This window comes from Caballeronia sp. GAFFF2 (assembly GCF_023631485.1).
In the GTDB taxonomy this organism is placed as follows: Bacteria; Pseudomonadota; Gammaproteobacteria; order Burkholderiales; family Burkholderiaceae; genus Caballeronia.
Window position 1 is genome coordinate 193,913 of record NZ_JALQDA010000014.1, and the last position, 24,315, is coordinate 218,227.

The 24,315-nt window shown below is 62.6% G+C and carries 23 protein-coding genes; 10 read left to right on the forward strand and 13 right to left on the reverse strand.

Annotated elements, in window-relative coordinates; genetic code table 11:
- Positions 1 to 27: 27 nt before the first annotated feature.
- The 4 genes from NCT04_RS09890 to alaS form a co-directional block, all read right to left on the reverse strand.
- Positions 28 to 465 (reverse strand): acyl-CoA thioesterase, encoded by a 438-nt coding sequence (locus tag NCT04_RS09890; RefSeq protein WP_244825692.1) that lies wholly within the window; start codon positions 463 to 465, stop codon positions 28 to 30.
- Positions 466 to 482: 17 nt separating this feature from the next.
- The gene (locus tag NCT04_RS09895) at positions 483 to 1,520 is read right to left on the reverse strand and encodes a threonine aldolase family protein (protein WP_244828077.1); all 1,038 of its coding nucleotides are present in this window, start codon (positions 1,518 to 1,520) and stop codon (positions 483 to 485) included.
- A 401-nt stretch (positions 1,521 to 1,921) separates the two neighbouring features.
- The gene (locus NCT04_RS09900) at positions 1,922 to 2,158 is read right to left on the reverse strand and encodes a hypothetical protein (RefSeq protein ID WP_244825693.1); all 237 of its coding nucleotides are present in this window, start codon (positions 2,156 to 2,158) and stop codon (positions 1,922 to 1,924) included.
- A gap of 124 nt (positions 2,159 to 2,282) precedes the next feature.
- Entirely contained in the window at positions 2,283 to 4,907 is a 2,625-nt protein-coding gene (alaS, locus tag NCT04_RS09905) for an alanine--tRNA ligase (protein WP_250465226.1), read from the reverse strand.
- 251 nt (positions 4,908 to 5,158) lie between these two features.
- Between alaS and NCT04_RS09910 the strand changes: the two genes are divergently transcribed.
- The gene (locus tag NCT04_RS09910) at positions 5,159 to 6,379 is read left to right on the forward strand and encodes a CaiB/BaiF CoA transferase family protein (protein WP_250465227.1); all 1,221 of its coding nucleotides are present in this window, start codon (positions 5,159 to 5,161) and stop codon (positions 6,377 to 6,379) included.
- A 16-nt stretch (positions 6,380 to 6,395) separates the two neighbouring features.
- Here the strand turns inward: NCT04_RS09910 and NCT04_RS09915 are convergent, their stop codons facing one another.
- Positions 6,396 to 6,596, reverse strand: a complete 201-nt coding sequence (locus NCT04_RS09915; protein ID WP_244825697.1) for an ornithine carbamoyltransferase — start codon at positions 6,594 to 6,596, stop codon at positions 6,396 to 6,398.
- Positions 6,597 to 6,970: 374 nt separating this feature from the next.
- On the opposite strand from NCT04_RS09915, the gene NCT04_RS09920 reads away from it, so the two are divergent.
- Both NCT04_RS09920 and NCT04_RS09925 read left to right on the forward strand, forming a co-directional pair.
- Positions 6,971 to 8,680 (forward strand): glutamine--tRNA ligase/YqeY domain fusion protein, encoded by a 1,710-nt coding sequence (locus tag NCT04_RS09920; RefSeq protein ID WP_250465228.1) that lies wholly within the window; start codon positions 6,971 to 6,973, stop codon positions 8,678 to 8,680.
- Between the two features lie 123 nt (positions 8,681 to 8,803).
- On the forward strand, positions 8,804 to 9,787 hold the full coding sequence (locus tag NCT04_RS09925) for a transporter substrate-binding domain-containing protein (RefSeq protein WP_244825699.1): 984 nt from the start codon (positions 8,804 to 8,806) through the stop codon (positions 9,785 to 9,787).
- 2 nt (positions 9,788 to 9,789) lie between these two features.
- On the opposite strand, the gene NCT04_RS09930 is transcribed toward NCT04_RS09925, so the two are convergent.
- The 3 genes from NCT04_RS09930 to NCT04_RS09940 all read right to left on the reverse strand — a co-directional run bounded on the left by NCT04_RS09930 (position 9,790) and on the right by NCT04_RS09940 (position 12,171).
- Entirely contained in the window at positions 9,790 to 10,239 is a 450-nt protein-coding gene (locus tag NCT04_RS09930) for an NUDIX hydrolase (RefSeq protein ID WP_250465229.1), read from the reverse strand.
- Between the two features lie 36 nt (positions 10,240 to 10,275).
- Positions 10,276 to 10,674, reverse strand: a complete 399-nt coding sequence (locus NCT04_RS09935) for an RT0821/Lpp0805 family surface protein (protein WP_244825701.1) — start codon at positions 10,672 to 10,674, stop codon at positions 10,276 to 10,278.
- A gap of 153 nt (positions 10,675 to 10,827) precedes the next feature.
- A complete protein-coding gene (locus tag NCT04_RS09940; RefSeq protein WP_250465230.1) occupies positions 10,828 to 12,171 on the reverse strand; it encodes a cytochrome-c peroxidase in 1,344 nt (447 codons plus the stop codon).
- Between the two features lie 243 nt (positions 12,172 to 12,414).
- Between NCT04_RS09940 and NCT04_RS09945 the strand changes: the two genes are divergently transcribed.
- On the forward strand, positions 12,415 to 13,977 hold the full coding sequence (locus tag NCT04_RS09945) for an acid phosphatase (protein ID WP_244825704.1): 1,563 nt from the start codon (positions 12,415 to 12,417) through the stop codon (positions 13,975 to 13,977).
- Between the two features lie 47 nt (positions 13,978 to 14,024).
- On the opposite strand, the gene NCT04_RS09950 is transcribed toward NCT04_RS09945, so the two are convergent.
- On the reverse strand, positions 14,025 to 14,711 hold the full coding sequence (locus tag NCT04_RS09950) for a GntR family transcriptional regulator (RefSeq protein WP_250465231.1): 687 nt from the start codon (positions 14,709 to 14,711) through the stop codon (positions 14,025 to 14,027).
- A gap of 130 nt (positions 14,712 to 14,841) precedes the next feature.
- Here NCT04_RS09950 and NCT04_RS09955 point away from each other — a divergent pair, with 130 nt between their 5' ends.
- The gene (locus tag NCT04_RS09955) at positions 14,842 to 16,032 is read left to right on the forward strand and encodes an amidohydrolase family protein (RefSeq protein WP_250465232.1); all 1,191 of its coding nucleotides are present in this window, start codon (positions 14,842 to 14,844) and stop codon (positions 16,030 to 16,032) included.
- The gene (locus NCT04_RS09960; RefSeq protein ID WP_250465233.1) at positions 16,029 to 17,333 is read left to right on the forward strand and encodes a cyanate transporter; all 1,305 of its coding nucleotides are present in this window, start codon (positions 16,029 to 16,031) and stop codon (positions 17,331 to 17,333) included. The genes NCT04_RS09955 and NCT04_RS09960 overlap by 4 nt, the downstream gene beginning before the upstream one ends.
- Here NCT04_RS09960 and NCT04_RS09965 read toward each other — a convergent pair.
- The gene (locus NCT04_RS09965; protein WP_244825711.1) at positions 17,233 to 17,688 is read right to left on the reverse strand and encodes a response regulator; all 456 of its coding nucleotides are present in this window, start codon (positions 17,686 to 17,688) and stop codon (positions 17,233 to 17,235) included. The two genes, NCT04_RS09960 and NCT04_RS09965, sit on opposite strands and share 101 nt — an antisense overlap.
- Before the next feature lie 368 nt (positions 17,689 to 18,056).
- Between NCT04_RS09965 and NCT04_RS09970 the strand changes: the two genes are divergently transcribed.
- A complete protein-coding gene (locus NCT04_RS09970; RefSeq protein WP_244828079.1) occupies positions 18,057 to 18,479 on the forward strand; it encodes a ribbon-helix-helix domain-containing protein in 423 nt (140 codons plus the stop codon).
- A 38-nt stretch (positions 18,480 to 18,517) separates the two neighbouring features.
- Positions 18,518 to 19,561, forward strand: a complete 1,044-nt coding sequence (locus NCT04_RS09975; RefSeq protein ID WP_250465306.1) for an extracellular catalytic domain type 1 short-chain-length polyhydroxyalkanoate depolymerase — start codon at positions 18,518 to 18,520, stop codon at positions 19,559 to 19,561.
- A 125-nt stretch (positions 19,562 to 19,686) separates the two neighbouring features.
- Here the strand turns inward: NCT04_RS09975 and rpoD are convergent, their stop codons facing one another.
- From rpoD to NCT04_RS09990, 3 genes are all read right to left on the reverse strand, one after another.
- A complete protein-coding gene (rpoD, locus tag NCT04_RS09980; protein ID WP_250465234.1) occupies positions 19,687 to 21,675 on the reverse strand; it encodes an RNA polymerase sigma factor RpoD in 1,989 nt (662 codons plus the stop codon).
- 103 nt (positions 21,676 to 21,778) lie between these two features.
- A complete protein-coding gene (locus NCT04_RS09985; RefSeq protein WP_244825715.1) occupies positions 21,779 to 21,994 on the reverse strand; it encodes a hypothetical protein in 216 nt (71 codons plus the stop codon).
- Between the two features lie 119 nt (positions 21,995 to 22,113).
- A complete protein-coding gene (locus tag NCT04_RS09990) occupies positions 22,114 to 22,395 on the reverse strand; it encodes a hypothetical protein (protein WP_244825717.1) in 282 nt (93 codons plus the stop codon).
- Positions 22,396 to 22,743: 348 nt separating this feature from the next.
- On the opposite strand from NCT04_RS09990, the gene NCT04_RS09995 reads away from it, so the two are divergent.
- Together NCT04_RS09995 and NCT04_RS10000 are read left to right on the forward strand one after the other, a co-directional pair.
- Positions 22,744 to 22,995, forward strand: a complete 252-nt coding sequence (locus NCT04_RS09995; protein ID WP_250465235.1) for a hypothetical protein — start codon at positions 22,744 to 22,746, stop codon at positions 22,993 to 22,995.
- A gap of 271 nt (positions 22,996 to 23,266) precedes the next feature.
- The gene (locus NCT04_RS10000) at positions 23,267 to 24,289 is read left to right on the forward strand and encodes a S1 family peptidase (protein WP_250465236.1); all 1,023 of its coding nucleotides are present in this window, start codon (positions 23,267 to 23,269) and stop codon (positions 24,287 to 24,289) included.
- Positions 24,290 to 24,315: the final 26 nt, after the last annotated feature.

Consider the following 24,315-nt stretch of genomic DNA (forward strand, 5'->3'; position numbering starts at 1 on the left):
CTGAACCACTGAAGCACGGAACAATCCTCAAGCGTTGACGAGCGGCTTCAAGGCATCGACGAGACGCTCGGGCAAAGGCACCGGCCGGCGCGTCATGCGGTTTACATAGACATGCACGAAATGGCCTTGCGCCGCCGCGCTCTTTGCGCCTTGCGTGAAGATGCCGACCTCGTAGCGCACGCTCGTCGTGCCGAGCTTTTCCACGCGCAAGCCCGCATCGATCAGATCGGGAAACGAAACCGACTCGAAGAAATTGCAGCGCGTTTCCACGACGAGCCCGATCGTCTCGCCGCCCGCGAAGTCGAGCACGCCCGAGCGCAGCAGATACTCGTTCACGACGGTATCGAAGTAGCTGTAGTAGACGACGTTGTTGATATGACCATAGACATCGTTGTCGGACCAGCGCGTGCTGATGGTGAGGAAGTGCGGATAGTCCGCGCGGCGCGTGGGTTGCGGTTTGCTCATCGTCGGCGGCGGCTGCATCAGCGGTTGATCGCTGCGAGTGCGCGAACTTCGTCGGCGAAGCGCTCGACGGTGTCCTCGCGCGTGTCCCATGCGCACATCAGGCGGCAGCCGCCCGACCCGATGAACTGATAGAACTTCCAGCCTTTCGCGCGCAAGGCGGTGGCGACGTGCGGCGGCAATTCCGCGAACACCGCGTTCGATTCCGGCTTGAAGAGCACCTGTACGCCGGGAATATTCGCGAGACGCTCGGCCATTAATTGCGCCATTGAGTTGGCGTGACGCGCGTTGCGCAGCCAGACATCGTTATCGAGCAAGCCGAGCCACGGCGCGGAGATGAAGCGCATTTTCGATGCAAGCTGCCCCGCCTGTTTCAGCCGATAAGCAAAATCCACGGCAAGCGCCTTGTCGAAAAACACGACCGCTTCGCCGACCGGCAAGCCGTTCTTGGTGCCGCCGAAGCACAGCACGTCGACGCCCGCGCGCCACGTAATCTCCGACGGATGCACGCCGAGCGTGGCGACCGCGTTGGCGAAACGCGCGCCATCCATATGCACGGTCAGGTGCCGCCGCTTGGCGATGGCCGCAATCGCGCGCACTTCCTCGACGGTATAGACCGTGCCCACTTCCGTCGATTGCGTGAGCGAGACGACTTTCGGCTTCGGATAATGGATATCGGCGCGTCGGGTGACGAGTTCCTCGATCGCATCGGGCGTGAGCTTGCCGTTCTCGCCCTTCGCGGTCAGGAGCTTGGAGCCGCCGGAGAAGAATTCGGGGCCGCCGCACTCGTCGGTTTCGATATGCGCGAGTTCGTGGCAAATGACCGAGTGATACGACTGGCACAGCGACGCCAGCGCAAGCGAATTGGCCGCCGTGCCATTGAAGACGAAGAAGACTTCGCAGTCGGTCTGGAACAGATCGCGGATGCGGTCGCACACGCGCGCGGTCCAGGAATCGTCGCCGTAAGCCGGTTCGTGGCCGCTGGTGTTGGCCTTGACGAGCGCATCGAGCGCTTCGGGGCAGATACCCGCGTAATTGTCGGAGGCGAAGTGCTGGATGGATTCGTTCGGCGCGGTCATGGAATTCGCTGGAAGACTGGTGGAAGGCGCTGCACGAGCTTCGTGACCCGGGACGAGTGAAGATCGCGTGGTCGCCATCGTTGCGTGCCGTGCAAGCAGTCCGCTCATTTTATCCGCATCGCGCCGTGCATGATTCGAATGCGATTGAGCGATAGATCGTGTGCCGCGCCCGTTCTAATCGCGCGACACTTAGGATACCGACGGGCAGCGTCGAACGATTGCGCTATCGGTGTTGAATTGCGCTTTGCCGCTACGAGCATCGACGACGTGGTGCCGTCAGCGCGCCGCTCCAATTCAACATGTCATCTGACGAAAAAGCGCGCCACCGAAGCCGGCGGCGCGCTTTATGGCGTAAACAATAACTTGGGTCGAGGCTGCGCTTACTTCGCTGTCGTGCCGCTGGCGGCGTTGGCTTGCTGCGCGGCCTTGTCCTTCTTGTTCGCTTCGTGATGGCCGATCGCGCAGCCACCCGCCGCGCCCACCACGCCGTGCTTGCCCGCGACGTGCCCCGCCACGCCGCCGACTGCCGCGCCTTCGAGACATCCCTTGGCCTGTGCTGCGCCCGTGGCGGCGATCATTGCGCCAGCCAGCACGATCGATGCAATCTTGTGGTTCATGTTTGTTCTCCCCTTTTGGTTGAAAGTACCGGAGAAGATGCACGAGATGTGCCTGACAGGCTGTAATGAAAAACGGCCCGGTGACTTTCGCCAACCGGACCGTTTTAAGCACTTCCACCGCGCTTTAAAGCTGCTGCTGCACCCAGCCTGTCACGCCTGCGAGTGCGGCCGGCAGCTTGGCCGGTTCCGTGCCGCCCGCCTGCGCCATGTCGGGACGGCCGCCGCCCTTGCCGCCCACTTGCTGCGCGACGAAGTTGACGAGCTCGCCCGCCTTGACCTTCTTCGATGCATCCGCCGTCACGCCCGCGATGAGACTGACCTTGCCGCCTTCGACGGAAGCCAGCACGATAGCCGCGCTCTTGAGCTTGTCCTTCAGCTTGTCGACGGTTTCGCGCAGCGTCTTCACGTCCGCGCCTTCGAGTTGCGCGGCGAGCACTTGAACGCCCGCGACATCGACGGCTTGCGAAACGAGTTCATCACCCTGGCTCGATGCGAGCTTCGACTTGAGCGCGCCCAGTTCCCTCTCCAGCGACTTCACGTGCTCCTGAACCTGCGCGATACGCTGCGTGAGTTCGGACGGTTGTGCCTTGAGGGCGCCCGCCGCCGCGTTGATACGCTGATCCAGCTCCTGCACATAGCGCACGGCATTGTCGCCCGTGATGGCTTCGACACGGCGAATGCCCGCCGCCACGCCGCCTTCCATCACGATCTTGAAGAGGCCGATGTCGCCCGTGCGCTGCACGTGTGTGCCGCCGCAGAGTTCGCGCGAAAAGCCCAGGTCCAGCACGCGCACCGTGTCGCCGTACTTCTCGCCGAAGAGCGCCATGGCGCCGCCCTTCACCGCTTCGTCGTAAGACATGACGCGCACGACGCCCGGCGCGTTCGCAAGCACTTCCTGATTGACGATCTGCTCGACGCGGCGGATCTCGTCGTCCGTCATCGGCGCGTTGTGTGCGAAGTCGAAGCGCGTCTTGTCGGCGTCGACGAGCGAGCCTTTCTGCTGCACATGACCGCCGAGCACTTCGCGCAACGCCTTGTGCATCAAGTGCGTGGACGAGTGATTGCGTGCGGTGCGCGCGCGGCGGATGGCGTCGATCTGCGCCTTCACCACGTCGCCGACCTTGAGCGTGCCCTGCTCCACCGTGCCGTGGTGGCCGACGACATCGGCCTGAACCTTGAGCGTGTCTGCCACCGCGAAGCGCGCGGAGGCATTCGCGAGCACGCCCTGATCGCCCACCTGACCGCCGGATTCCGCATAGAACGGCGTGTGATCGAGCACGACGACCGCTTGCTGGCCCGCTTGCGCCTCGTTCACCGACGCGCCCTCCACATAAAGCGCGATGACTTTCGCGTCGTCGAAGATTTCCTTCTCGTAGCCGTGGAACGTGGTCTTGGCGCCCGAGTATTCGAGGCCGGCCGCGAGCTTAAACTTGCCCGCCGCGCGCGCCTGATCGCGCTGACGCGCCATGGCGTCGTCGAAGGCGGGTTCGTCCACCGTCACGCCGCGTTCGCGGCATACGTCGGCCGTGAGATCGAGCGGGAAACCGTAGGTATCGTGCAGCTTGAACGCGAGTTCGCCGTCCAGTTGCTTCACGCCCTTCTTGTCGAGTTCGGCCAGTTCGCCTTCGAGAATCGACATGCCGTGCTCGATGGTCTCGAAGAAGCGCTCTTCTTCCTGGCGCAGCACATCGGTGACGCGCTGTTGAGCATCGACAAGTTCGGGGTAAGCCGCGCCCATTTCCGCGACGAGGTCCGGCACGAGCTTGTGGAAGAACGAGCCGCGCCGGCCGAGTTTGTAGCCATGACGAATGGCGCGGCGCACGATACGGCGCAGCACGTAACCGCGGCCTTCGTTGCCGGGAATCACGCCATCGACGATCAGGAACGAGCACGCGCGGATATGGTCGGCAATGACCTTCAGCGAGTTGTTTTCCAGATCGGCCGTATGGGTCTCGCGGCCCGCGGCCTTGATGAGCGTCTGGAAGAGGTCGATCTCGTAGTTGCTGTGCACGTGCTGCAGCACGGCGGCGAGACGTTCGAGGCCCATGCCGGTATCGACGCACTGCTTGGGCAGCGGCGTCATGTTGCCTTGCGCGTCGCGGTTGAACTGCATGAACACGAGATTCCAGATCTCGATGAAGCGGTCGCCGTCTTCCTCCGGCGATCCCGGCGGGCCGCCCCAGATTTCCGGACCGTGGTCGTAGAACACTTCGGAGCACGGACCGCACGGGCCGGTGTCGGCCATTTGCCAGAAGTTGTCGGATGCGTAGCGCGCGCCCTTGTTGTCGCCGATGCGGATGATGCGTTCCGCCGGCACGCCGATTTCCTTTTCCCAGATGGCGTACGCTTCGTCGTCTTCCTGATAGACCGTGACGGTGAGCTTTTCCGGCGGCAGCATGTAGACCTTCGTCAACAGCTCCCAGCAGTAGTGGATGGCGTCGCGCTTGAAGTAGTCGCCGAACGAGAAGTTGCCGAGCATCTCGAAGAACGTGTGATGCCGCGCCGTATAGCCGACGTTCTCCAGATCGTTATGCTTGCCGCCCGCGCGCACGCTGCGCTGCGCGGTGGTTGCGCGCGAGTACGGCCGCGCTTCGGCGCCGAGGAACACGTCCTTGAACTGGACCATGCCCGAGTTGGTGAAGAGCAGCGTCGGGTCGTTGCCCGGCACGAGGCTCGACGAACGGACGATCGTATGTCCCTTCGATTCGAAAAACTTCAGGAATTTCTCGCGTATTTCGGCGGCTTTCATGGCGTACGGGGCGTTTTGCGTGTTCTGCTGGTTTTCTGACGAAGCCTTGGTAAAGCCCGTTTGAAGCCCTTCTGATGCGGGTTTCGGCAAGACTTAAGGCTATTCCGAGTAATTTTTGATTATACGGGATTCGCGGTGCCGAACCGGGGCGCGGCAGGCGTCTGCAACGGATAAAGCGCCCTCGCGCGCCCGTCCGTTCTATGCGACAGTCGCGTGGTCAGAAACCAAACCCGAGACGAGAGACACGACGCATGGGAGCACTCAGCCATATCCGCGTACTCGACCTGACCCGCGTGCTCGCGGGACCGTGGTGCGCGCAGACGCTCGCCGACCTGGGCGCGGAGGTCATCAAGATCGAGCGGCCCGAAACCGGCGACGACACCCGTCACTGGGGCCCGCCCTATCTCAAGAAGCCCGATGGCGAAGACACGCGCGAGGCCGCCTACTATCTCGCGGCAAACCGCAACAAGCGCTCGGTGACAGTCGATATCGCGAGCGACGAAGGTCAGCGGATCGTGCGCGCGCTGGCCGCTCGAAGCGATGTCGTGCTGGAGAACTACAAGGTCGGTCAGTTGAAGAAGTACGGGCTCGACTATGAATCGCTGAAAGAAGTGAAGCCGGATATCGTCTATTGCTCGGTAACAGGCTTCGGGCAGACCGGTCCATATGCGGAGCGCGCGGGCTACGATTTCATCATTCAGGGCATTGGCGGCTTCATGAGCATCACCGGCGAGCGCGACGGACAACCCGGCGGCGGTCCGCAAAAGGCAGGCGTCGCCATCGCCGACCTCATGACCGGCATGTACGCGACAGTCGGCGTGCTGGCGGCGCTCTCGCACCGGGATCGCACGGGCGAAGGGCAATATATCGACATGGCGCTGCTCGACGTGCAGGTCGCCATGCTCGCCAACATGAACACCAACTATCTCGCGAGCGGCAAGCCGCCGGTGCGCTGGGGCAACGCGCATCCGAACATCGTGCCGTACCAGACGTTTCAGACGAGCGATGGCTGGATCATCGTCGCGGTCGGCAACGACGGGCAGTTTCGCAAATTCGTCGAGGCAGGCGCATGCGCGCATCTCGCCGACGATCCGCGCTTCGCGAAGAACCCGTCACGCGTGCGCAATCGCGACGTGCTCGTGCCGCTTCTCGCCGACATGGTCGCCACGCGCGGCAAGCACGAATGGCTCGCCGCGCTGGAAGCGGCGGGCGTGCCGTGCGGCCCGATCAACGATCTCGGTGAAGTGTTCGACGACCCGCAAGTGCTGGCGCGCAGGATGCGTATCGATCTGCCGCATCCGGAAGGCGGCGACGTGAAGCTCGTGGCAAGCCCCATCAAAATGAGCGCGACGCCGCCCGAAGCACGCACGCATCCGCCGATGCTCGGTGAACACACCACGAGCGTGCTCAAGGACGTGCTCGGTTACGACGATGCGCGCATTACGCAGTTGCGGGAGGGCAAGGTGATTTGAGCGCGATACGCCGGTATCAACGCGTTCCCGCGCCGATCAGCCCGCCCGCCGCCGCCCCGGCGATGGTCCCGAGCGGCCCGCCCGTGAGCACGTAGCCGAGCGCCCCGCCCGCGCCCGCGCCGATGGCCGCGTGAGCCTGCTGACGCGACACGCCCGCGCAGGCTGTGAGGCTCGTCACGAGCGCGGCCACCGCCGCGAGCTTGATGATCTTGTTCATGGTCGAATTCCCTGTGTTGTCGTTGTGTTGTCGTTGTGATGTCTTGTAGTCGGCACCGCTTGCCGGCTTGCAACCCGACCGGCGAGCCGATCATAAAAGCCCGCGCGCCCCGCCCACAACGCGATTTACCTTCCGTTACCCTCGTTACGGTGACCGAATAAGTGCTTCACAGGTGTAACGCGGGAGCCGGAATATGCAGGCCGATCCGCGGCGCATGGAAACGCGGCATCGGCGAAACCCGCGAGCGCCTGCCCGCGCGGGTTGCGTAAGGTAGAATCATCCCGATATACCTAGCAATCGAACGCGTTCCGAGCCGCGAGGAACGTATCCCGAACCGATCACACGCGAGCGCATCCGTTGGCACTTCTTTTCGCATGAACACCGATCGCAACGACGCCCCGGCGCCATCCAATTTCATTCGCAACATCATCGAAGACGACAACCGTTCAGGTAAGTGGTCGCAGCGTGTCGAGACCCGCTTCCCACCCGAGCCGAACGGTTATCTGCATATCGGTCACGCGAAAAGCATCTGCGTGAACTTCGGGCTGGCCGCGGATTACGGCGGCGTATGCCATCTGCGTTTCGACGACACGAACCCCGAGAAGGAAAGCGTCGAGTACGTGGATTCGATCATCGACGCGGTCGAGTGGCTAGGCTTCGAGTGGAACAAGGACGGCCGCGAACACAAATACTTCGCGAGCGACTACTACGACAAGCTGTACGAATGCGCCGAGCTGCTCATCAAGAAAGGCCAGGCCTACGTCGATAGCCAGACCGCCGAGGAAATGCGCGCCACGCGCGGCTCGGCAACCGAAGCGGGCATCAACTCGCCGTATCGCGACCGCACGCCCGATGAAAACCTCGACCTCTTCCGCCGCATGAAGGCGGGCGAGTTCAAGGAAGGCGAGCACGTGCTGCGCGCGAAGATCGACATGGCGGCGCCGAACTTCAACATGCGCGATCCGGTCATCTACCGCATCCGCTTCGCGCACCACTACCGCACGGGCGACAAGTGGTGCATCTACCCGATGTACGACTACGCGCATTGCGTGTCGGACGCGCTTGAAAACATCACGCACTCGCTGTGCACGCTGGAGTTCGAGGATCACCGGCCACTCTACGACTGGTTCCTGGCGCAACTCGCCGACGACGGCGTGTTCGCGCGTCCGCTGCCGCAGCAGATCGAATTCTCGCGCCTGAATCTGACGTACGCCATCACGAGCAAGCGCAAGCTCCTGCAACTCGTGCAGGAGAATCACGTGGACGGCTGGGACGACCCGCGCATGCCGACCATCGTGGGCGTGCGCCGCCGTGGCTTCACGCCGGAAAGCATCCGCTTGATGGTGGAACGCGTGGGCGTGACCAAGGTCGATTCGTGGATCGACATGAGCGTGCTCGAAGGCGCGCTGCGCGACGATCTCGACGAGAAAGCCCCGCGCGCAATCGCGGTGCTCGATCCGCTCAAGCTCATCATCGACAATTATCCGGAAGGACAAAGCGAGGAATGCAGCGCGCCCGTGCATCCGCATCATGCTGACCGCGGCACGCGCAAATTTCCGTTGTCGCGCGAATTGTGGATAGAACGCGAAGACTTTCAGGAATCGCCGCAGAAGGGCTACTTCCGCCTTTTCCCCGGCAACAAGGTGCGGCTCAAGTACGGCTTCGTGGTGGAGTGCACGGGCGCGGACAAGGACGAGAACGGCAAGGTGATCGCCGTGCATTGCAACTACTTCCCGGACAGCAAGTCGGGCACGGACGGCGCGAACGCGTACAAGGTCAAGGGCACGATCCACTGGGTCAGCGCCGCGACGGCCTACGCGGCCGAAGTGCGGATCTACGACCGCCTGTTCAAGGAGCCGCAACCGGGCGCGGGTGGCGCGGAATTTCTGGATGCGTTGAATCCGGATTCGAAGCGCATCGTCAATGCGTTTTTGGAACCCAGCGCGCGCGAAGCCAACGCCGAAGACCGCTTCCAGTTCGAGCGCCACGGCTATTTTGTCGCGGACCGTCTGGATTCGCAACCGCGCAAGCCGGTGTTCAACCGTATCGTCAGCTTGCGCGATAGCTGGGGCAAGCCTGCCTGAGCGTCGCAGTTTTAGTTGCAGAGTAACGGGCGCCGCACGCAAGAGGCGGCGTCCGGTCCCGCATCCGCGGTGCGAACAAGACAAACAGAGGGCCAGCAACACGCGCTTCCAGCGAGGACATCCATGAAGCAGTACTCAAGCGCGCCGCGAGCGGGCGCGTTCCGGGTCATTGTCGGAAACGTTTGCATCGCGACGTCCGCCGCGCTGTCTTTCTGCTCTCCGGCATGGGCCGCCACGGCGAAAGAGCTCGCTTCCGCGCAGGCCGCCGTCGATCAGCTTCCGCCTTCGGCCACGCTGCGCAAGATCGCCGAGAACGGCGCGATCGTCCTGGGCGCGCGTGAATCGTCGGTGCCGTTTTCTTATCTGAACAAGCAGCAGCCGGTCGGCTACTCCTACGACATTGCGCTCAAAGTCGTCGATGAAGTGAAGCGCCGGCTCAACATGCCGAATCTCACGGTGAAGAACGTGGTCGTGACCTCGTCGAACCGCATTTCCTACGTGGTGAACAATCAGGTCGATCTGGAATGCGGCAGCACCGCGCATCTGGCCGAGCGCGATCCGCTGGTCGCGTTTTCCAACAGTTTCTTTTTGTACGGCATTCGCATGGTCGTGAAGCGCAAATCGGGCATTCGCGATTACGACGATCTCGCGGGCAAGACCGTCTCCACCACGGCAGGCACGTCGGACGAACGGCTGCTGCGGGAGATGAGCATCGAGCGCAAGCTGAATCTGCGTATCATCAGTGCGCGCGATCATGCCGAGGCATTTCAGGCGCTCAAGAGCGACCGCGCAGTCGCCTTCGTGATGGACGACCCGCTGCTCTACGGCAAGATCGCGCAGGAAGGCGCGGCGCGCCGCGACTACATGGTGACGGGCGAATCGCTTTCCAATGAATCGTACGGCTGCATGATGCGCAAGGGCGATCCCGAGTTCAAACGCATCGTCGACGATGTGATCGCCGGCATGCAGCGCTCGGGCGAAGCGAAGAAGCTCTACGACACCTGGTTCATGCAGCCCATTCCGCCGGACGGCATCAATCTGCAGTTTCCGTTATCGGCGGACATGAAAGCGCTGTTCGCCAATCCGACCGACCATCTTGCCGAATGAATTCAGAGTGTGTCGTGCAGTTCGGCCAATGACAGCGTGGTTTGAAAGAGCTTCGCGAGGCTGCGGCTCGCGAAGCTGTCCACGTCGGCGGGACTGACCCAGCGATAGCCGTCCATCTCGGGAATCATGGTGCCGTCGCTGTAGCGCGGAAAATACGATTCGCACACGCAGTCTTCGAGCTTCACTTCGTCGTCGCTCACGCGCACGGCGAAGAGATGCAAGTCCTTGTCGCGACGATACACAAAGCGTCCGAGGTCTTTGAGACGCGCGGCCGGCAGCACGATGCCCGTTTCCTCGCGCAACTCGCGCAAGGCCGCGTCGATAGGCGCCTCGCCGGGATCGCCCTGTCCTTTCGGCACGTCCCAATGCGTGGTTTCGGTCGCGTGGCACAGGAGCACGTCGCCCCGCGGGTTCAGGATCACCACGCCGCACGATACGGTACGGGCGGTCATCGCGCGACGGCTCCGTTCAACATGCAAACCCTCACGTCATTGCTTCTTGAGTTGCCACTTGCCGCTCGCCTGCTTGCAGGCAGACGGCGTCCAGGTCTGCGTCTGCCCCTTCGCAATGGCCACGATCTCGACCTTGCGGCACTTGAGACCCGCGTCTTCGAAGGTCTCGCGCGGCGTGATGGTGCCGTGGACCGGCACGGTATTGCCCGCGTCCTTGTTGTCCCAGTCGAGCGATTCGCCGTCCTTCTTGGTTTCGAGCGCGGTCTGCGCGGCGCGGTTGAGCGCCTGCAAGTCGCGCTGCTTCATGTAGGTGATGGGCGTGTTGTTCAGAAAACCCAGATTGGCCGCAAACGCCGAAGCGCTCGCGGCGACGAGCACGGTGGCCGTCAATGTCCGGATGCAGGCGCGCGCCAGCGGTCGATATTCGATCGGCATAGATTCTCCTCGTTGCAATGCGTTCGATACGGCGCCGTAGACGAGGCGCGTATGACGAGCGGCGGCAAAACCGCGCGCTCGGGCCTTTGAGGGCCGCAACGAGGATAGCATGACACAAGGCGATCGGCCGCCTTGCGGGCTATATCGCGGGCTTTAGTTCGATGCCGCCTTCATGTCCTGGATCGCCGTGCCCTTTTGCGAATTCTTGTCGGTGGCGGGATCGTAGCCGTCGGTGAGCGTGCCGAGGAAGGCGACCACGTCCTTGATCTCGGCCTCGTCGAGTGCGGGCTTGTCGCCGCGCTTGCGATCGAACGGCGCCTCGGTATTCACGTTCTCCCAGTACTTGCGCGGCAAATCGTCGAACTTTTGCACCGCGCCCTTCTTCGAGACCGGATAGAACTTCTCCGGGTTCGTATCGCGCTCGACATAGAAGCGCACGACTTCATCGAGCGAATGATAGATGCCGTTGTGGAAGAAGGTCTTGCGCGTCGCCACGTTGCGCAGCGACGGCGTGCGAAAGAGTCCGCAGAACTCGTCGCGGCCCTTCAGATCGGTGCGCTCGGGTCCGCATGCGCCCAGATCGTGAAAGTTCGGATTCTTGTTGATCGGCAATGCGCGATTACGCGGCACGCCGATGGCGATCAGGCCGAAGTCGCTGAACTGCGGCGGTGTGCCGTCCTTCGCGCGCTGGCTGATATGACACGCCGCGCAATTGCCCTTGCTCTCGTCGTTGAAGAGCTGCAGGCCGTGCATCTCGGCGTCGTTGAGCTTTGCGCGGCCGGCAAGGAACGCGTCGAACTTGCTCGTATAGGGGAAGAACTTCTGCGGCGTCTGCTCGAACGCTTCCAGCGAACTCAGCACGGAGGCGAACAGACGGTCGTCGCTATCGAATACGCTCGCACCGAACGCGCGGCGGACATCGTCCGCATAAGGCGCCGCCCGGACCGCCGCTGCGACCTTCGCGGGCGTGCTGCCCATCTCGAACGACGACAGCAGCGGAATGCGCGCCTGGTCCGCGCCATGGTCCGCGCGGCCGTCCCACGTCAGCCCGCCGGTCGGCCCGGCATCGACACTTTCGTCGCCTTCGTCGTCGGAATCGTGGAAGTGCTCGGCGAATTGCGGCACGGACTGCAAGTACTTGAGCGACGGCACCGCCCGAAAGCCAGGCCGATGCATATCGCTGCCGCCCAGCTGCACGGAGAACGCGTTAGGCGGACCGAAAGCATGACTCGGACTATGACAGGACGCACACGCGAGCTTGCCGGAGCCTGACAGCGACGGGTCCATGAAGAGCTTCTCGCCGACCGTCTGCATTGCCTTCACTTGCGCGAAAACCTCCGCGCGCGACTGCCCTTTCGATGGCGCGGCTTGTGCCGGAGCCTTTGCCAGATCGGCTGCGTGGGAATCGCATCCGCTCAACGCGACGGAAAAGGCGGCCAGCAACAGGGAACATAAAACGAACGGCAGACGCATCGAAGGCATGGATTGCGGACGCATGAAATTGAAAGATGCCGCAGGGTATGACGCTCATGTGTCTCTCATGTGACAAGCGCCGACGCCGTCATATGGAGGGCAACGCATGATGGTTATTTCACCAACCTTACGCATTCGAAAGCGTTATTACATGTTCGCGTAATTGATCGTGGTCACACTTCGCACGCCGGCACTAAAAGGCACTTAAAGGCGTTTGCCGAAGTCGCCTGCATTCGGCGCCGGCTCCCCAACACAAGAGAGACCTCGATGAACAAGAAACTCGTTTGCGCAGTGCCGCTCGCATCGGCGCTGGCAATCGGCTTATACGCATGCGGCGGCGACGACCACCACGACAACGACATCTCGTCGGTGAAAAACGTCGTGGTCATCTACGCGGAAAACCGCAGCTTCGATAACCTCTACGGCAGCTTCCCCGGCGCGAACGGCTTGCAGAGCGTGACGGCGGCAAGCGCGCAGCAGCTCGACCGCGACGGCAGCGTGCTGCCGACCCTGCCGAAGATCTGGACGGGTCTGACGGCAACGGGCGTGACGCCTGCCGTCACCGAGGCGATGACGGCGAATCTGCCGAACGCGCCTTTCGCCATCGACGATCCGGCGGGCTTCAACACGCCGCTCTCGCTCACGACGCGCGACCTGTATCACCGCTTCTATGAAAACCAGATGCAGATCGACGGCGGCAAGAACGACAAGTTCGCCGCATGGGCGGATTCGGGCGGCATGGTGATGGGTCACTACAGCACGCCGCCGCAAAAGCTGCCGCTGTGGAAAGTCGCGCAGCAATACACGCTCGCCGACAACTTCTTCATGGGCGCGTTCGGCGGTTCGTTCCTGAATCACCAGTGGCTGGTTTGCGCGTGTACGCCGGTTTATCCGAACGCCGACAAGAGCGTGGCGAAGGCGTCGATCTCGGCGGTGAACGCGGATGGCGTGTCGCTCACGCTGGCGTCGAACTCGCCGGCTTCGGCGCTCACGGGCATTCCGAAGTTCGTCAACTCGGGCAACCTGACGCCCGACTTCTACGCGATCAACACAATGCAGCCGCCGTATCAGCCGAGCGGCAACACGCCGCCGACGGGTGGCGATCCGACGCTTGCCGACCCGAACGCCGCGACGACGCTGCCGCCGCAGACGCAGCAGCATATCGGCGACCTGCTGAACAACGCGGGCATCAGCTGGGCATGGTATGGCGGTTCGTGGGGCGCGGCGCTGGCGAGCCGTTCGGTGATCGGCGGCTCGGTGAATTCGGTGCCGAACTTCCAGACGCACCATCAGCCGTTCAACTACTTCGCCGATCTCGCGCCGGGTTCGACCAACCGCGCGCAGCATTTGCTCGACGGCGGCACGAACGGAACGGAGTTCATCAAGGCGATCGACGCGGGCACCTTGCCGCAAGTCTCGTTCTACAAGCCGCAGGGCAACCTGAACGAGCACGCGGGTTATACGGACGTGGCCTCGGGCGATCAACACATCGCCGACCTGATCACGCATCTGCAGAACAGTCCGCAGTGGAAGAACATGGTCGTGGTCGTGACGTACGACGAAAACGGCGGCTTCTGGGATCACGTCGCGCCGCCGAAGGGCGACCGCTGGGGTCCGGGCACGCGCATTCCGGCGCTCATCGTCTCGCCGTATGCGAAGAAGGGTTTCGTCGATCACACGCAGTACGACACGACGTCGATCCTGCGCTTCATCACGAAGCGTTTCTCGCTGCCGACGTTGCCGGGTCTGGCTTCGCGCGATGCCGCGTTGAAGGCGAACGGCGCGCCCGCAATGGGCGACCTGACGAACGCGATGAACTTCTCGCAGTGATAAGTCTCCGAGCTTGACCGACGGGCCGCCTCTTGCGGCCCGTTTTTTCATGCGCCCGCGAAAAGCGACGCCAGATCGCTGCTACGCTGGCCGCCCGCCTCGGTCAGCACGCGCGCCTCGAGTTCATCGATATGCTCGCGCATGACGGCAAGCGCGGTGTGCAGATCGCCGGCTTCGAGCGCATCGACGAGACGCCCGTGTTCGTCGGATGCGCAATTCGACACCTTCGACGGATCGAACAACGCTTTATACAGCTCCGTCCTGGCGACGAGCCGCGCGAGAAACGCCTCGACTTCCGGCGTGCCCGCAAGCTGCGCAAGCAGCAGATGGAACTGTCCCGCGAGCCGCACGCATTCTTCCACGACGCCGGTTTTGAGCGCACGCTGCTCGCTCTTCACATGCGCGCGCAACGTACGCTTTTGCGGCGTCTTGAGCGCGCCGCACAGGCTCGCCACGATGCCCGCCTCCACCACTTGCCGCGCGCGATAGACCTCGCGAATATCATCGACGGAAGGCGACGGCACGAACGCGCCGCGATTGACTTCGAGCGTGAGCTTGCCTTCTGCGCCAAGCCGCGCGAGCGCCTTGCGAACGGCGCCGCGCGTGCAGTCGAACGCCGCCGCGAGTTCGCGCTCGACGAGTTGCGCGCCCGGCGCGAGCTTGCCCTGCAAGAGCGCGGAAGCGACCGCGCCGTAGACGCGCTCTTCCGGTGAAATGTCCTTTTGCGATGCCATGAATGCGTGCGGTGCTTGTTGTTGATCCGCATTGTAGCGAGTGCCCGGCAAATACGGGTTATCAGCGATGCCGCGATTTTGGTTGACCAATATTTGCTAAGATGGTCAACCAAAAAGGAGGCTATCGGGTATGAAACCGGCAATCTGGATTATCGGCGCACGGCCGTTCGGCGGCGATTCCGTGGACGTCTGCGTGCGCGCGCGCACCATCGACTCCATCGCGCCGCATGGCGAAAAGACGCCTGCCGCGAGCGATACGGTCGTCGACGGCGCGGGCATGTTGCTGCTGCCTGGCTTCGTCGAAGGCCACACGCATCTCGACAAGACCACGTGGGGCATGCCGTGGTATCGCAATGCGGTGGGGCCGCGTCTTGTCGATCGCATCGAGAACGAGCGGCGCTGGCGCGCCGAAAGCGGTCACGATGCGGCCGAAGCGTCGCGCGCGCTCGCGCTGGCATTTCTGCGTCAGGGCACGACGCGCATTCGCACCCACGTCGATATCGATACCGACGCCGGCCTGCGTCATCTGGAAGGCGTCGCCGCCACGCGCGCCGCGCTCGCCGATGTGCTCGACATGCAGATCGTCGCGTTCCCGCAATCCGGTGTGACGACGCGCCCGGGCACGCGCGAGCTGCTCGATACCGCATTGCGAAGCGGCGCGGACGTGCTCGGCGCGCTCGACCCGGCAGCCATCGACGGCGATCCCGCTCTCTCGCTCGACATCACCTTCGCGCTCGCCACGAAGCACGACAAGCCGATCGACATTCACCTGCACGAACCCGGCGATCTCGGCGCCTTCACCTTCGATCTGCTGCTCGATCGCGTAAAGGCGCTCGGCTTCGAGGGACGCGTCGTCGTGAGTCACGCGTTTTGTCTGGGCCAGTTGCCCGATGCGCGGCGCCACGCGTTGCTCGAACGCATCGCGCGCCTGAATGTGGCGCTGCTCACCACAGCGCCCGCATCCGTGGCCGTTCCGCCGTTTCGCGAGGCGCGCGCGGCGGGCGTGACGCTCTTCGGCGGCAACGACGGCATCCGCGATACATGGACGCCCTTCGGCTCGCCCGACATGCTCGAACGCGCGATGCTGATCGCGATGCGTTTCGACCTGCGCCGCGACGACGATCTCGCCGCGGCCTTCGCATGCGTATCGAGCGAAGCGGCACGCGGTTGCGGCTTCGCGGATTATGGCCTTGCCGCGGGCATGCGCGCGGACCTCGTGCTCGTCGATGCCGAAACGGTCGCGCAGGCCGTCGCCATGCGCCCCGCTCGCCGCTTCGTGATGTCGAACGGCACGATCATTCCCGCGGACTTCACGCGATGAAAGCACGCGCATCGAACCTTGTATGGCTGGCGGTGATTGTCGCAATCGGTTTGAATCTGCGGCCGCTGCTCACGTCGATCAGTCCGCTGATGAACGTGATCCTGCCCGCCACCGGCTTGTCGTTTCGTGGCGCTTCACTGCTCACCGGCCTGCCCGTGGTCGCCATGGGCGTCTGCGCATTCGGGGCGAGCGCGCTGACCCGGGCTATCGGCAATGCGCGTGGCGTGGCTATCGGGCTCGTGGCGATCGTCGCGGCGTGCGCGGCGCGTGTTTTCGCGGGCGAAGCGGCGGCGTTGATCGCAAGCGCGGCGGTCGCGGGCACGGGCGTCGCGGTCATTCAGGCGCTTCTGCCCGGTGTCATGAAAACGCGCTTCGCCGCGCGCCTGCCCTTTGCGATGGGCCTCTACTCCGCATCGATCATGGCGGGCGGCGGACTCGGCGCGAGCATCACGCCCAACGTGGCCGCGCTCGCAAGCTGGCAAACAGGTCTCGCTGTCTGGGCGATACCCGCGCTCATCGCGCTCGCGTTGTGGCTGCTTCTGATGCGCGCGGATGCCTTGCCTCGTCCCGCCGTCACACGCGATACGACTTCTAAGCCTTCGCTCTTTTCGAATCGTCGCGCGTGGGCGCTCGGCGTGTTTTTCGGGCTCGTCAACGGCGGCTATACGAGTCTTGTCGCGTGGTTGCCCGCGTACTATCAACAACTCGGTCAGGGCGTCCGCGAAAGCGGCACGCTGCTCGCGTTGCTCACGGTGTTTCAGGCGTCGTCCGCGCTGCTCTTGCCGATGGCGGCCGCTCGCTTCGGACGCGCTCGCGACCGGCGCGCGTGGATCGCAGCCGGCCTTGTCGCTCAACTCGCGGGATTCGGCTTGCTGCTGCACGCGCCGCTCGCGTTGCCCGTTCTGGTCGTGGCGTTGCTCGGCGCGGGACTCGGCGGCGTGTTTTCGCTCACGCTCGTATTGACGCTCGATCACGCCGACGACCCCGAACTCGCCGCGCGTCTCGTCGCGTTCGTGCAGGGCGTGGGTTTCGTGATCGCGGCGGCAGCGCCGGTGATTGCCGGCATCGTGCGCGACGCAAGCGGCGGCTTCGCGATGTCGTGGGCCATGCTCGCGGCGAGCCTCATCGCGATGATCGCGCTCAATGCCGTGTTCGGCCCGCTGAGCTATGCGCGCGCGATGCAGCGTCAGCGTGCGGACTTCAACGCACCGCGTGGCACGCGAAGTATTCGTCGAGCAGATCCGTCATCTGCCACACGGGGCACGGGCGGCGGCAATGCCCGTCGTAGCCCGCTTCCTTGAGACGCCCGAGCGGCTCTTCGGGAAGAAAGCTGCTCATCGCGATGATCAGGCGGCCCGCGTCGTCGTCCTGACGGCGCACTTCGCGCACGAGTGCATAGTTGGCGCAGCCGCCGATGCGCGTATCCAAGAAGACCAAATGCGGTCGCCACTCCTCGACGATGCCCTTGAGCGATGTCGCATCGATGGCAAGCTGCGTTGGAAATCCCTTCAGCTCGAACAACGACACGAGCGATATGCCGAGCGCCCGCTCCGCGTACGCGACGAGCACGCGCCGCGCATCCGGCCGCACCCGCAGCTTTTTGCGATTCCAAAGCGAGCACTGAGCTGGACTGGTTTCGTATGCTCGATTATTCACGTCATCCTCTGGCGACACAGGTTTGCCAGCCGCACACGCGGTGCATCCAATGCGCCATGTTGGGGCGCAAATGCATCCTGGGTGTGCAGCGCAAGTGTTGTACGAACCGGTTAATCCAGCCAAAGCCAGCCAATTTCAGCCGGAGCCTTGGCCCGTGGGGCGTTCGTCGGCGCGGTGAAGCAACGTGAGAAAACATAGGGCAGGAAGCGGGCCAGAACGAATGCCGACCCCGCGCGCAAAACCGCTGAAATGTCTGACTAATTCGCGCTAATCGGACGAAAAAGCACATATCGTTTTTTCTTGACGTGCTCTCGAAACCAGCCTATAACCATCCATATGGATGGTCAACGGATGGAAAAAACGAACTCATGGCGAGGCAAATCTTGGATGCCGCACGTTCCAAAGGCGGCGAAACGGAAAAAATCACGATCAATCTTGGCCCGGTGGATCTCGGCCAAATCGATCTGCTCGTGGAAGAAGGTTTCTATTCGAACCGCACGGATCTGATCCGTACGGCTATCCGCAATCAGCTCTCGGTGCATGCCGTGGTCGTCAAGGAAACGGCGACGCGGCGCGCCCTCGTGCTGGGACTTCAATACTTCTCGAAGCAGGATCTGGAAGCGGTGCGCGCGGCCAATGAAAGGCTCAAGATTCAGGTACTGGGTCTTGCCAGCATTGCCGCCGACGTCTCCCCGGAACTTGCCCTTGCCACCATCGAATCGATACTGGTTCGCGGTGCGCTGCACGCATCGCCGGCTGTGAAAGCGGCGCTTGCAGATCGAATCCGCTGACCTGCCGATGCAGGCCGGAAACGACTACGGAAAACATGATGAAACTGAACGAAGGATTTCTCGACTCCATGAAAGAGGCGTTCGAACGCTTTCGCAAAAGCGACAGCAGCGGCGCCGTCGAAGTCGTCAAGCGCGCGATGCGCGGCGCCACGCACGCAACGCACGCGTCTGACGCATCGGATGCTTTCGTCAAAGCACCGCCGCAACCAGCGCCCGCCTCTGCACCGGACGCCGAAGATCGCGGACACTTCAGCACGCGGCGCTTCACGGGCGCGGCCGGTCAGCGCGACTACAAACTCTACGTGCCGGCCGGTTATCGCGATGAGCCGTTGCCGCTCATCGTCATGCTGCACGGCTGTACGCAAAACGCCGACGACTTCGCGGCCGGCACGCAAATGAACGCGCTTGCCGACGCGCACGACTGCATCGTCGTCTATCCGGTTCAGCCGCAAAGCGCGAATCCGTCGAAGTGCTGGAACTGGTTCAAGTCGTCGGATCAGCAACGCGACGGCGGCGAACCGTCGATCATCGCGGGAATCACGCGTGAAGTCATGGCGAGTCATCGCGTGGACCCGAAACGCGTCTACGTCGCGGGCTTGTCCGCCGGCGGCGCAATGGCGGCGATCATGGCGCAGCGCTATCCGGATCTCTATGCAGCGGCGGGCGTGCACTCCGGCCTTCCCGTGGGTGCCGCGCACGATCTGCCGTCCGCGCTCGCAGCAATGCGCGGCGGTCAGGGCAACGCCGCGAACCAGCGCGCGGGAGGCGGAGCGCAGTGCTCGTTGATCGTCTTTCACGGCGATGCCGACGCCACGGTGAATTACGCCAACGCCCGCAAGCTCGTCGACGACTTCACCGCAAGCGGTTCCGACCGCGAGATGCACGACGGCATTTCCGGCGCACGCGAATACACGGTCCAGCGCTTGAAGTCGGCCAACGGGAAAATCGCGGAGTTATGGACCATTCACGGCGCGCCGCACGCATGGTCAGGCGGCAGCACGCGCGGAACCTACACCGATCCGGCCGGACCTGACGCTAGCGCCGAGATGCTGCGTTTCTTCCTCGCGCATCCGAGGAGTTGATCGCCGCGCAACGGTTCGGGCGGCGCAGTCCGCGCGGTCCGGATTCGGGTCTTTGCCGCGGCGAGAGTCATGACGTCGCTGGGGGGCTTGAACCAATCGCTGCCTCGACACATGTCCCTGACGTTTCAGAGGTCGAGAAACGAGCGCAGCTTGTCGGCGCGGCGGGGATGCATCAGCTTGCGTATGGCCTGGCTTTCTATCTGGCGAACGCGCTCGCGCGATACGCCCAGATGCGAGCCCAGTTCGCCCAGTGTGAATTCGGATACCGTGTCTATTCCAAAGCGCATGCGCAGCACGCGCGCCTCGCGTGGCGAAAGCGCGTTGAGCGCGTCGTCGATGGCGGCGCGCATGTCCGCGTGCACGGCGGCATCGAGCGGCGATTGCGCGTTCGTGTCCTCGATCATGTCGCCGAGCGTGGCGTCGGCGTCATCGCTTGCAGGCGTTTCCAGCGAGATGAGATGCAACGCGATCTTCTGGATGCCGCTGATTCTCTCCTTCGGCAACTCCATGCGTTCGGCGAGCACCGCAGGCTGCGCGGGCCGTCCGGTCTGCTGCATGATCTCGCGTGAAATGCGATTGAGCCTGTTGATGGTTTCGACCATGTGCACCGGAACGCGAATGGTGCGCGCCTGATCCGCGAGCGCGCGCGTGACCGACTGCCGAACCCACCACGTCGCATAAGTCGAAAACTTCCAGCCACGCCGATATTCGAACTTGTCGACGGCTTTCATCAGACCGATATTGCCTTCCTGAATCAAGTCCAGAAAGTGCACGCCCCGGTTCACGTATTTCTTGGCAATCGAAATGACGAGGCGCAGATTGGCCTCGATCATCTCGGCCTTCGCGCGTCTCATGCGCGACTCGGCCGCGAGCATCTGACGGCTGGTTTGCTTGAGCCTTTGCAACGGCATCGCGGCGCTCGATTCAAGCTCGATCAGCTTGTACTGCTCGGTCTGGATGGCCGGAAGACTGCGGTAGAGCGACGCGCCGTACTCATGCGAGTTCGCTGCCGCAGCCGTATTGGCGGTCCACTCGAGATCGGTTTCATGACCGGGAAACGACGCCACGAATTGCTCGCGCGGCATGCCGCAATAATCGATCGCAATGGACGATATGCGCCGCTCGACCATGCGAACTTGCGCGACTCGCTGCTGCATGTCGGCACAAAGACGATCCACGGTCCGGTTGGTAAAGCGAATGCGCGCGAGTTCGGTGCGGATGCTCGTATCTGCAAGCGGGCTTTGGATTGCATCGACAGTCATGCGGTCGAAGGATTTTTCGACACGTGCAAAGATGGCCAGGCTGTCGCTCGTGAGCCGACTCAGCCTTTCCTGCTCGGCGCGATCGGAGTCTTCGAGACTGGTTTCTTCGTCGGCATCGCTCGGTGCGTTCGACTCACTGGACTCACTGGGCGCATTGGGCGCCTGCGCGAAGGGCATTGCGTCCACATCGTCCTTGTCGTCGATGCCATCGACGAATTCATCGATCGACAGCGTGCCCGCCTCGACCTGCGCCGCGCTGGCAAGAATCAGCGAGATGGTCGCGGGGCACGCTGCAATTGCCTGGATCATCTCGTGAAGACTGTCTTCGATACGCCGCGCAATCTCGATCTCCGCCGCGCGCGTCAGCAATTGCTTCGCGCCCATTTCGCGCATATACATGCGCACGGGATCGGTCGTGCGGCCGAATTCGGAATCCACCGTCGACAAGGCGACTTCGACATCCTCGTCGGAGTGGTCCTCGAGCATGGCGACGGCGGTCGCGTCGTTCAGAAGCAGGGTTTCGGTGTCGGGCGCCTGTTCAAAGACCGCGACGCCCATGTCGTTGAAGGTTCGAGCAATGGCTTCGCGCGCGGCTTTTTGCGCGAAGTCGCCGGGAAGATGGTCGTTGATCTGCGCATGCGTGACGAAGCCCTGGTCCTTGCCCATCTGGATGAGCGCGCGTATTTCACGCTGCCGCGTGTCGTCTTGTGCGGCTTCGGCGTAGGCATCCGCCGAAACGACGGCAAGCGCCGGCTTGCCCTTGCGCACGCGTGAGGCGCGCGCTTTCTGCATCGTCCTGATGGGATTTTCAGGCAGGTCTTTCGTCGCGTCTTCCTGATTGAAACTGACCATTCTTTCTCCGCTGCAAGCATGCTTGGCGATGTGAGACGTTAGCCAGAGGCACGAAGGCCTGCGCAGACGGAATCACGGGGTTTCAATAGACCCGATGCGGACACTAGCCGAAGCGAGCGTCGAGCCAGTCTTGCGCCCACTTTTTAGCGAAGGCGACTGCATCGTCACGCGAGTCGAAGCCAGCGAGATCGCCGCTCGACAGGACATCGGATTCGCTGCCGTCCGCGTTGGTGGTGATGATTCGCGCATGCGCCATATATTCTCCGTCGGCCCTGCGCGGTGTTGGGTCGATGCGAAAGCGGGCTCGCGTAATCTCCATGGCGTCTCCTGGTTGATTGCCGTGAGGCGCCCTGGCATCACAGCTCTTAGCTAAAGCACATTCAGGCTTGCGGAAAAATCATGCAGGCCCGACGTCTCCCGATCTGCTCGATCGATCATTCAGTCGAAAAACGTTCTGTCTTGCGGACATTGATCGATCATCTGTTCCGCATAAGCAGTCGATGCGCGGCGCGCGTCACCCGCGCTTTGAAAAGGCTCGTCCATGCTGAGCCTGAAGACACGACTGCGCGCCACGCCAGTCTCGACTTGCGGTTCCTGGATGCGCACGGCGGCGTCGAATCCCTCGTCGTAGTTATGACCATGACCGGAATCTGCGGGCCTATGCGAGAAAACGAGCGGATAAATTTCAAGGCCGCGATATAGGCGAAATTCAACTGTCATGGGATGACCTCGCGCCGCCGTGGGCGGCATATCAATGATGGAGCGTGGAGCAATATCGGCGCTGTTCGCGATGTCGGCGACGTCTATGCAACTGACCGCAACGACTGACCGCATTGCACGGTCTACGATAATAGGCCGATCCCGTCAGGGCCCACCGTTGAGAGCAACGTATGCGGTTTTCACACAAAGTCGCGACTCAATCGGCCAAGCCCATCCTACGCGCTTTAGTGATTTTGTACAGCGAAAGTTTCAGTACCGGCCTCAATGATTTTATCTGTCTATCATCGCGCGACCCGCATCGCGCACCCCGCCAAAAAGCGCGCGAACTCACCCGACCGAAAGCGCGTCATGTTCCGCATCTTCCGGTGTCGCGGCTTCGAAATACATATGGCGCTGACGTCGTTTGCGAAAGACTTGTATGACGTGAGTTTGCGGATCAAGCACAGCGGCAACTCGAGTATGCCCGGGCAGTGCGGCAGCGATCACGCGCGGCTCGTCCTGTCTCATCGCCGAAAGCGCGGGACAAGCCGCTATCGACTTTTTGCCCCGGCCAATAGCCGCGAAGCAGCCGCCCGAAATGTCTTGACCCTGCCGAATTGACTGCGTATCGTCGGCTGGACACGCTTCGAATTTATCTTTTGCCCGCGCGCCTTTGCAGCTTTCTGCCCTCCCCTTGAATGCGCTTCTCTTTCTCGGCTTGAACGGTCGACAGGATAATCGGGGAGTACTGATGAATATCGACGCGGTATTTCGACTTGTCCCGAGTTCACATCGCTGATGCGTGGCGCCGATGTTTTCTTCACGCTTGCTTGCAAACGCGCGGCAAGAAACGCAAAGCGCCATTCGATCACATCACGCCGTCCCGACTCTGATGAATACCGACTCCATCGAACTCTATGTAAGCCCGAACGGCGATAAATGGCTGTTGCATACCGGCTCGGACAAAATGCCCGTGGTTCGACATGTGCCGAATGCCGCATCGGGAGGACGCGTATCCGAGTTATCGCTGGATGCGTTTTTGTCTTCGGGTGAAGCCGCGCCGCAGCGTGACGCTTTGCTTGAACTCGTCGGGAGAATGATTCCGCGCGAGCAACCCAATACGCCCGCCACGTTCAAGCCCGCGGCCGAAGCGCTGCTCCTTACTGCGGCCCGGGTCCGCACGTTCGTGCAAGAGCGTCATCTAACGAATGCGAGTGGCTTTTTCTTTGCTCGCGATCAGCGCCTGTTTCTCGTCACGAGCCGTCACGTCGTCACCGATAAACCGAGCCAGCATTTTCCCGATCGTATCGAGATCGAACTGCACACAGACCGCGACAACCTCGGTGCATCGACGTGGTTCAACCTGCCGCTCTATGCACAGAGCGTGAGTCTCTGGCGCGATGGGTCGGACGACGGCGGCGCGATCGACGTCGCCGTGCTGGAAATTCGTCGCGACCGGTTGCCCGTAACGGCGGTGTTCGAGGCGTTCGGGCCGGAGCATCTTCCCTCGCCCGACGATGTCATGCCAACGGGCGCGTCCGTGCTGATCGTCGGCTTCCCGCTTGGTTTTCACGACTCGCTGCATCATTTGCCGGTGGTGCGCCAAGGCATTATCGCGTCGGCATTCGGCCTGCGCTTTCAGGGCAAGGGATGCTTCATCACGGATGCACGCACGCATCGCGGAACGAGCGGCGCGCCTGTGGTCATGAGCAATCCGTCGATGGCGAACACGAGCACGGGCGCGAGCTTGCCGTGGGTGTTGCTCGGCATTCATTCATCGACCATCGACATGGGAACAAGAGATGTCCACGCCGATGAAAGCCTCGGTCTCAACAGCGCGTGGTACTCGGACATTCTGATGACACTGACGAGCGATCATCCGCGCGTGGCGAAGGAACCAGCCGAAAAGACATGATTCGATTCGGATCGCCAAGTAAGCAT

Excerpts from the sequence above, each read along its gene's own strand:
- NCT04_RS09990 (WP_244825717.1), bottom strand. The coding sequence starts at position 22,395 with ATGACAGTTGAATTTCGCCTATATCGCGGCCTTGAAATTTATCCGCTC.
- NCT04_RS09935 (WP_244825701.1), bottom strand. The coding sequence starts at position 10,674 with ATGCCGATCGAATATCGACCGCTGGCGCGCGCCTGCATCCGGACATTG.
- NCT04_RS09890 (WP_244825692.1), bottom strand. The coding sequence starts at position 465 with ATGAGCAAACCGCAACCCACGCGCCGCGCGGACTATCCGCACTTCCTC.
- NCT04_RS09915 (WP_244825697.1), bottom strand. The coding sequence starts at position 6,596 with ATGAACAAGATCATCAAGCTCGCGGCGGTGGCCGCGCTCGTGACGAGC.
- NCT04_RS09970 (WP_244828079.1), top strand. The coding sequence starts at position 18,057 with ATGGCGAGGCAAATCTTGGATGCCGCACGTTCCAAAGGCGGCGAAACG.
- NCT04_RS09945 (WP_244825704.1), top strand. The coding sequence starts at position 12,415 with ATGAACAAGAAACTCGTTTGCGCAGTGCCGCTCGCATCGGCGCTGGCA.
- NCT04_RS09995 (WP_250465235.1), top strand. The coding sequence starts at position 22,744 with ATGTTCCGCATCTTCCGGTGTCGCGGCTTCGAAATACATATGGCGCTG.
- NCT04_RS09960 (WP_250465233.1), top strand. The coding sequence starts at position 16,029 with ATGAAAGCACGCGCATCGAACCTTGTATGGCTGGCGGTGATTGTCGCA.
- alaS (WP_250465226.1), bottom strand. The coding sequence starts at position 4,907 with ATGAAAGCCGCCGAAATACGCGAGAAATTCCTGAAGTTTTTCGAATCG.
- NCT04_RS09925 (WP_244825699.1), top strand. The coding sequence starts at position 8,804 with ATGAAGCAGTACTCAAGCGCGCCGCGAGCGGGCGCGTTCCGGGTCATT.
- NCT04_RS09955 (WP_250465232.1), top strand. The coding sequence starts at position 14,842 with ATGAAACCGGCAATCTGGATTATCGGCGCACGGCCGTTCGGCGGCGAT.
- rpoD (WP_250465234.1), bottom strand. The coding sequence starts at position 21,675 with ATGGTCAGTTTCAATCAGGAAGACGCGACGAAAGACCTGCCTGAAAAT.
- NCT04_RS09975 (WP_250465306.1), top strand. The coding sequence starts at position 18,518 with ATGAAACTGAACGAAGGATTTCTCGACTCCATGAAAGAGGCGTTCGAA.
- NCT04_RS09900 (WP_244825693.1), bottom strand. The coding sequence starts at position 2,158 with ATGAACCACAAGATTGCATCGATCGTGCTGGCTGGCGCAATGATCGCC.
- NCT04_RS09930 (WP_250465229.1), bottom strand. The coding sequence starts at position 10,239 with ATGACCGCCCGTACCGTATCGTGCGGCGTGGTGATCCTGAACCCGCGG.
- NCT04_RS09950 (WP_250465231.1), bottom strand. The coding sequence starts at position 14,711 with ATGGCATCGCAAAAGGACATTTCACCGGAAGAGCGCGTCTACGGCGCG.
- NCT04_RS09920 (WP_250465228.1), top strand. The coding sequence starts at position 6,971 with ATGAACACCGATCGCAACGACGCCCCGGCGCCATCCAATTTCATTCGC.
- NCT04_RS09910 (WP_250465227.1), top strand. The coding sequence starts at position 5,159 with ATGGGAGCACTCAGCCATATCCGCGTACTCGACCTGACCCGCGTGCTC.
- NCT04_RS09985 (WP_244825715.1), bottom strand. The coding sequence starts at position 21,994 with ATGGAGATTACGCGAGCCCGCTTTCGCATCGACCCAACACCGCGCAGG.
- NCT04_RS09940 (WP_250465230.1), bottom strand. The coding sequence starts at position 12,171 with ATGCGTCCGCAATCCATGCCTTCGATGCGTCTGCCGTTCGTTTTATGT.
- NCT04_RS10000 (WP_250465236.1), top strand. The coding sequence starts at position 23,267 with ATGAATACCGACTCCATCGAACTCTATGTAAGCCCGAACGGCGATAAA.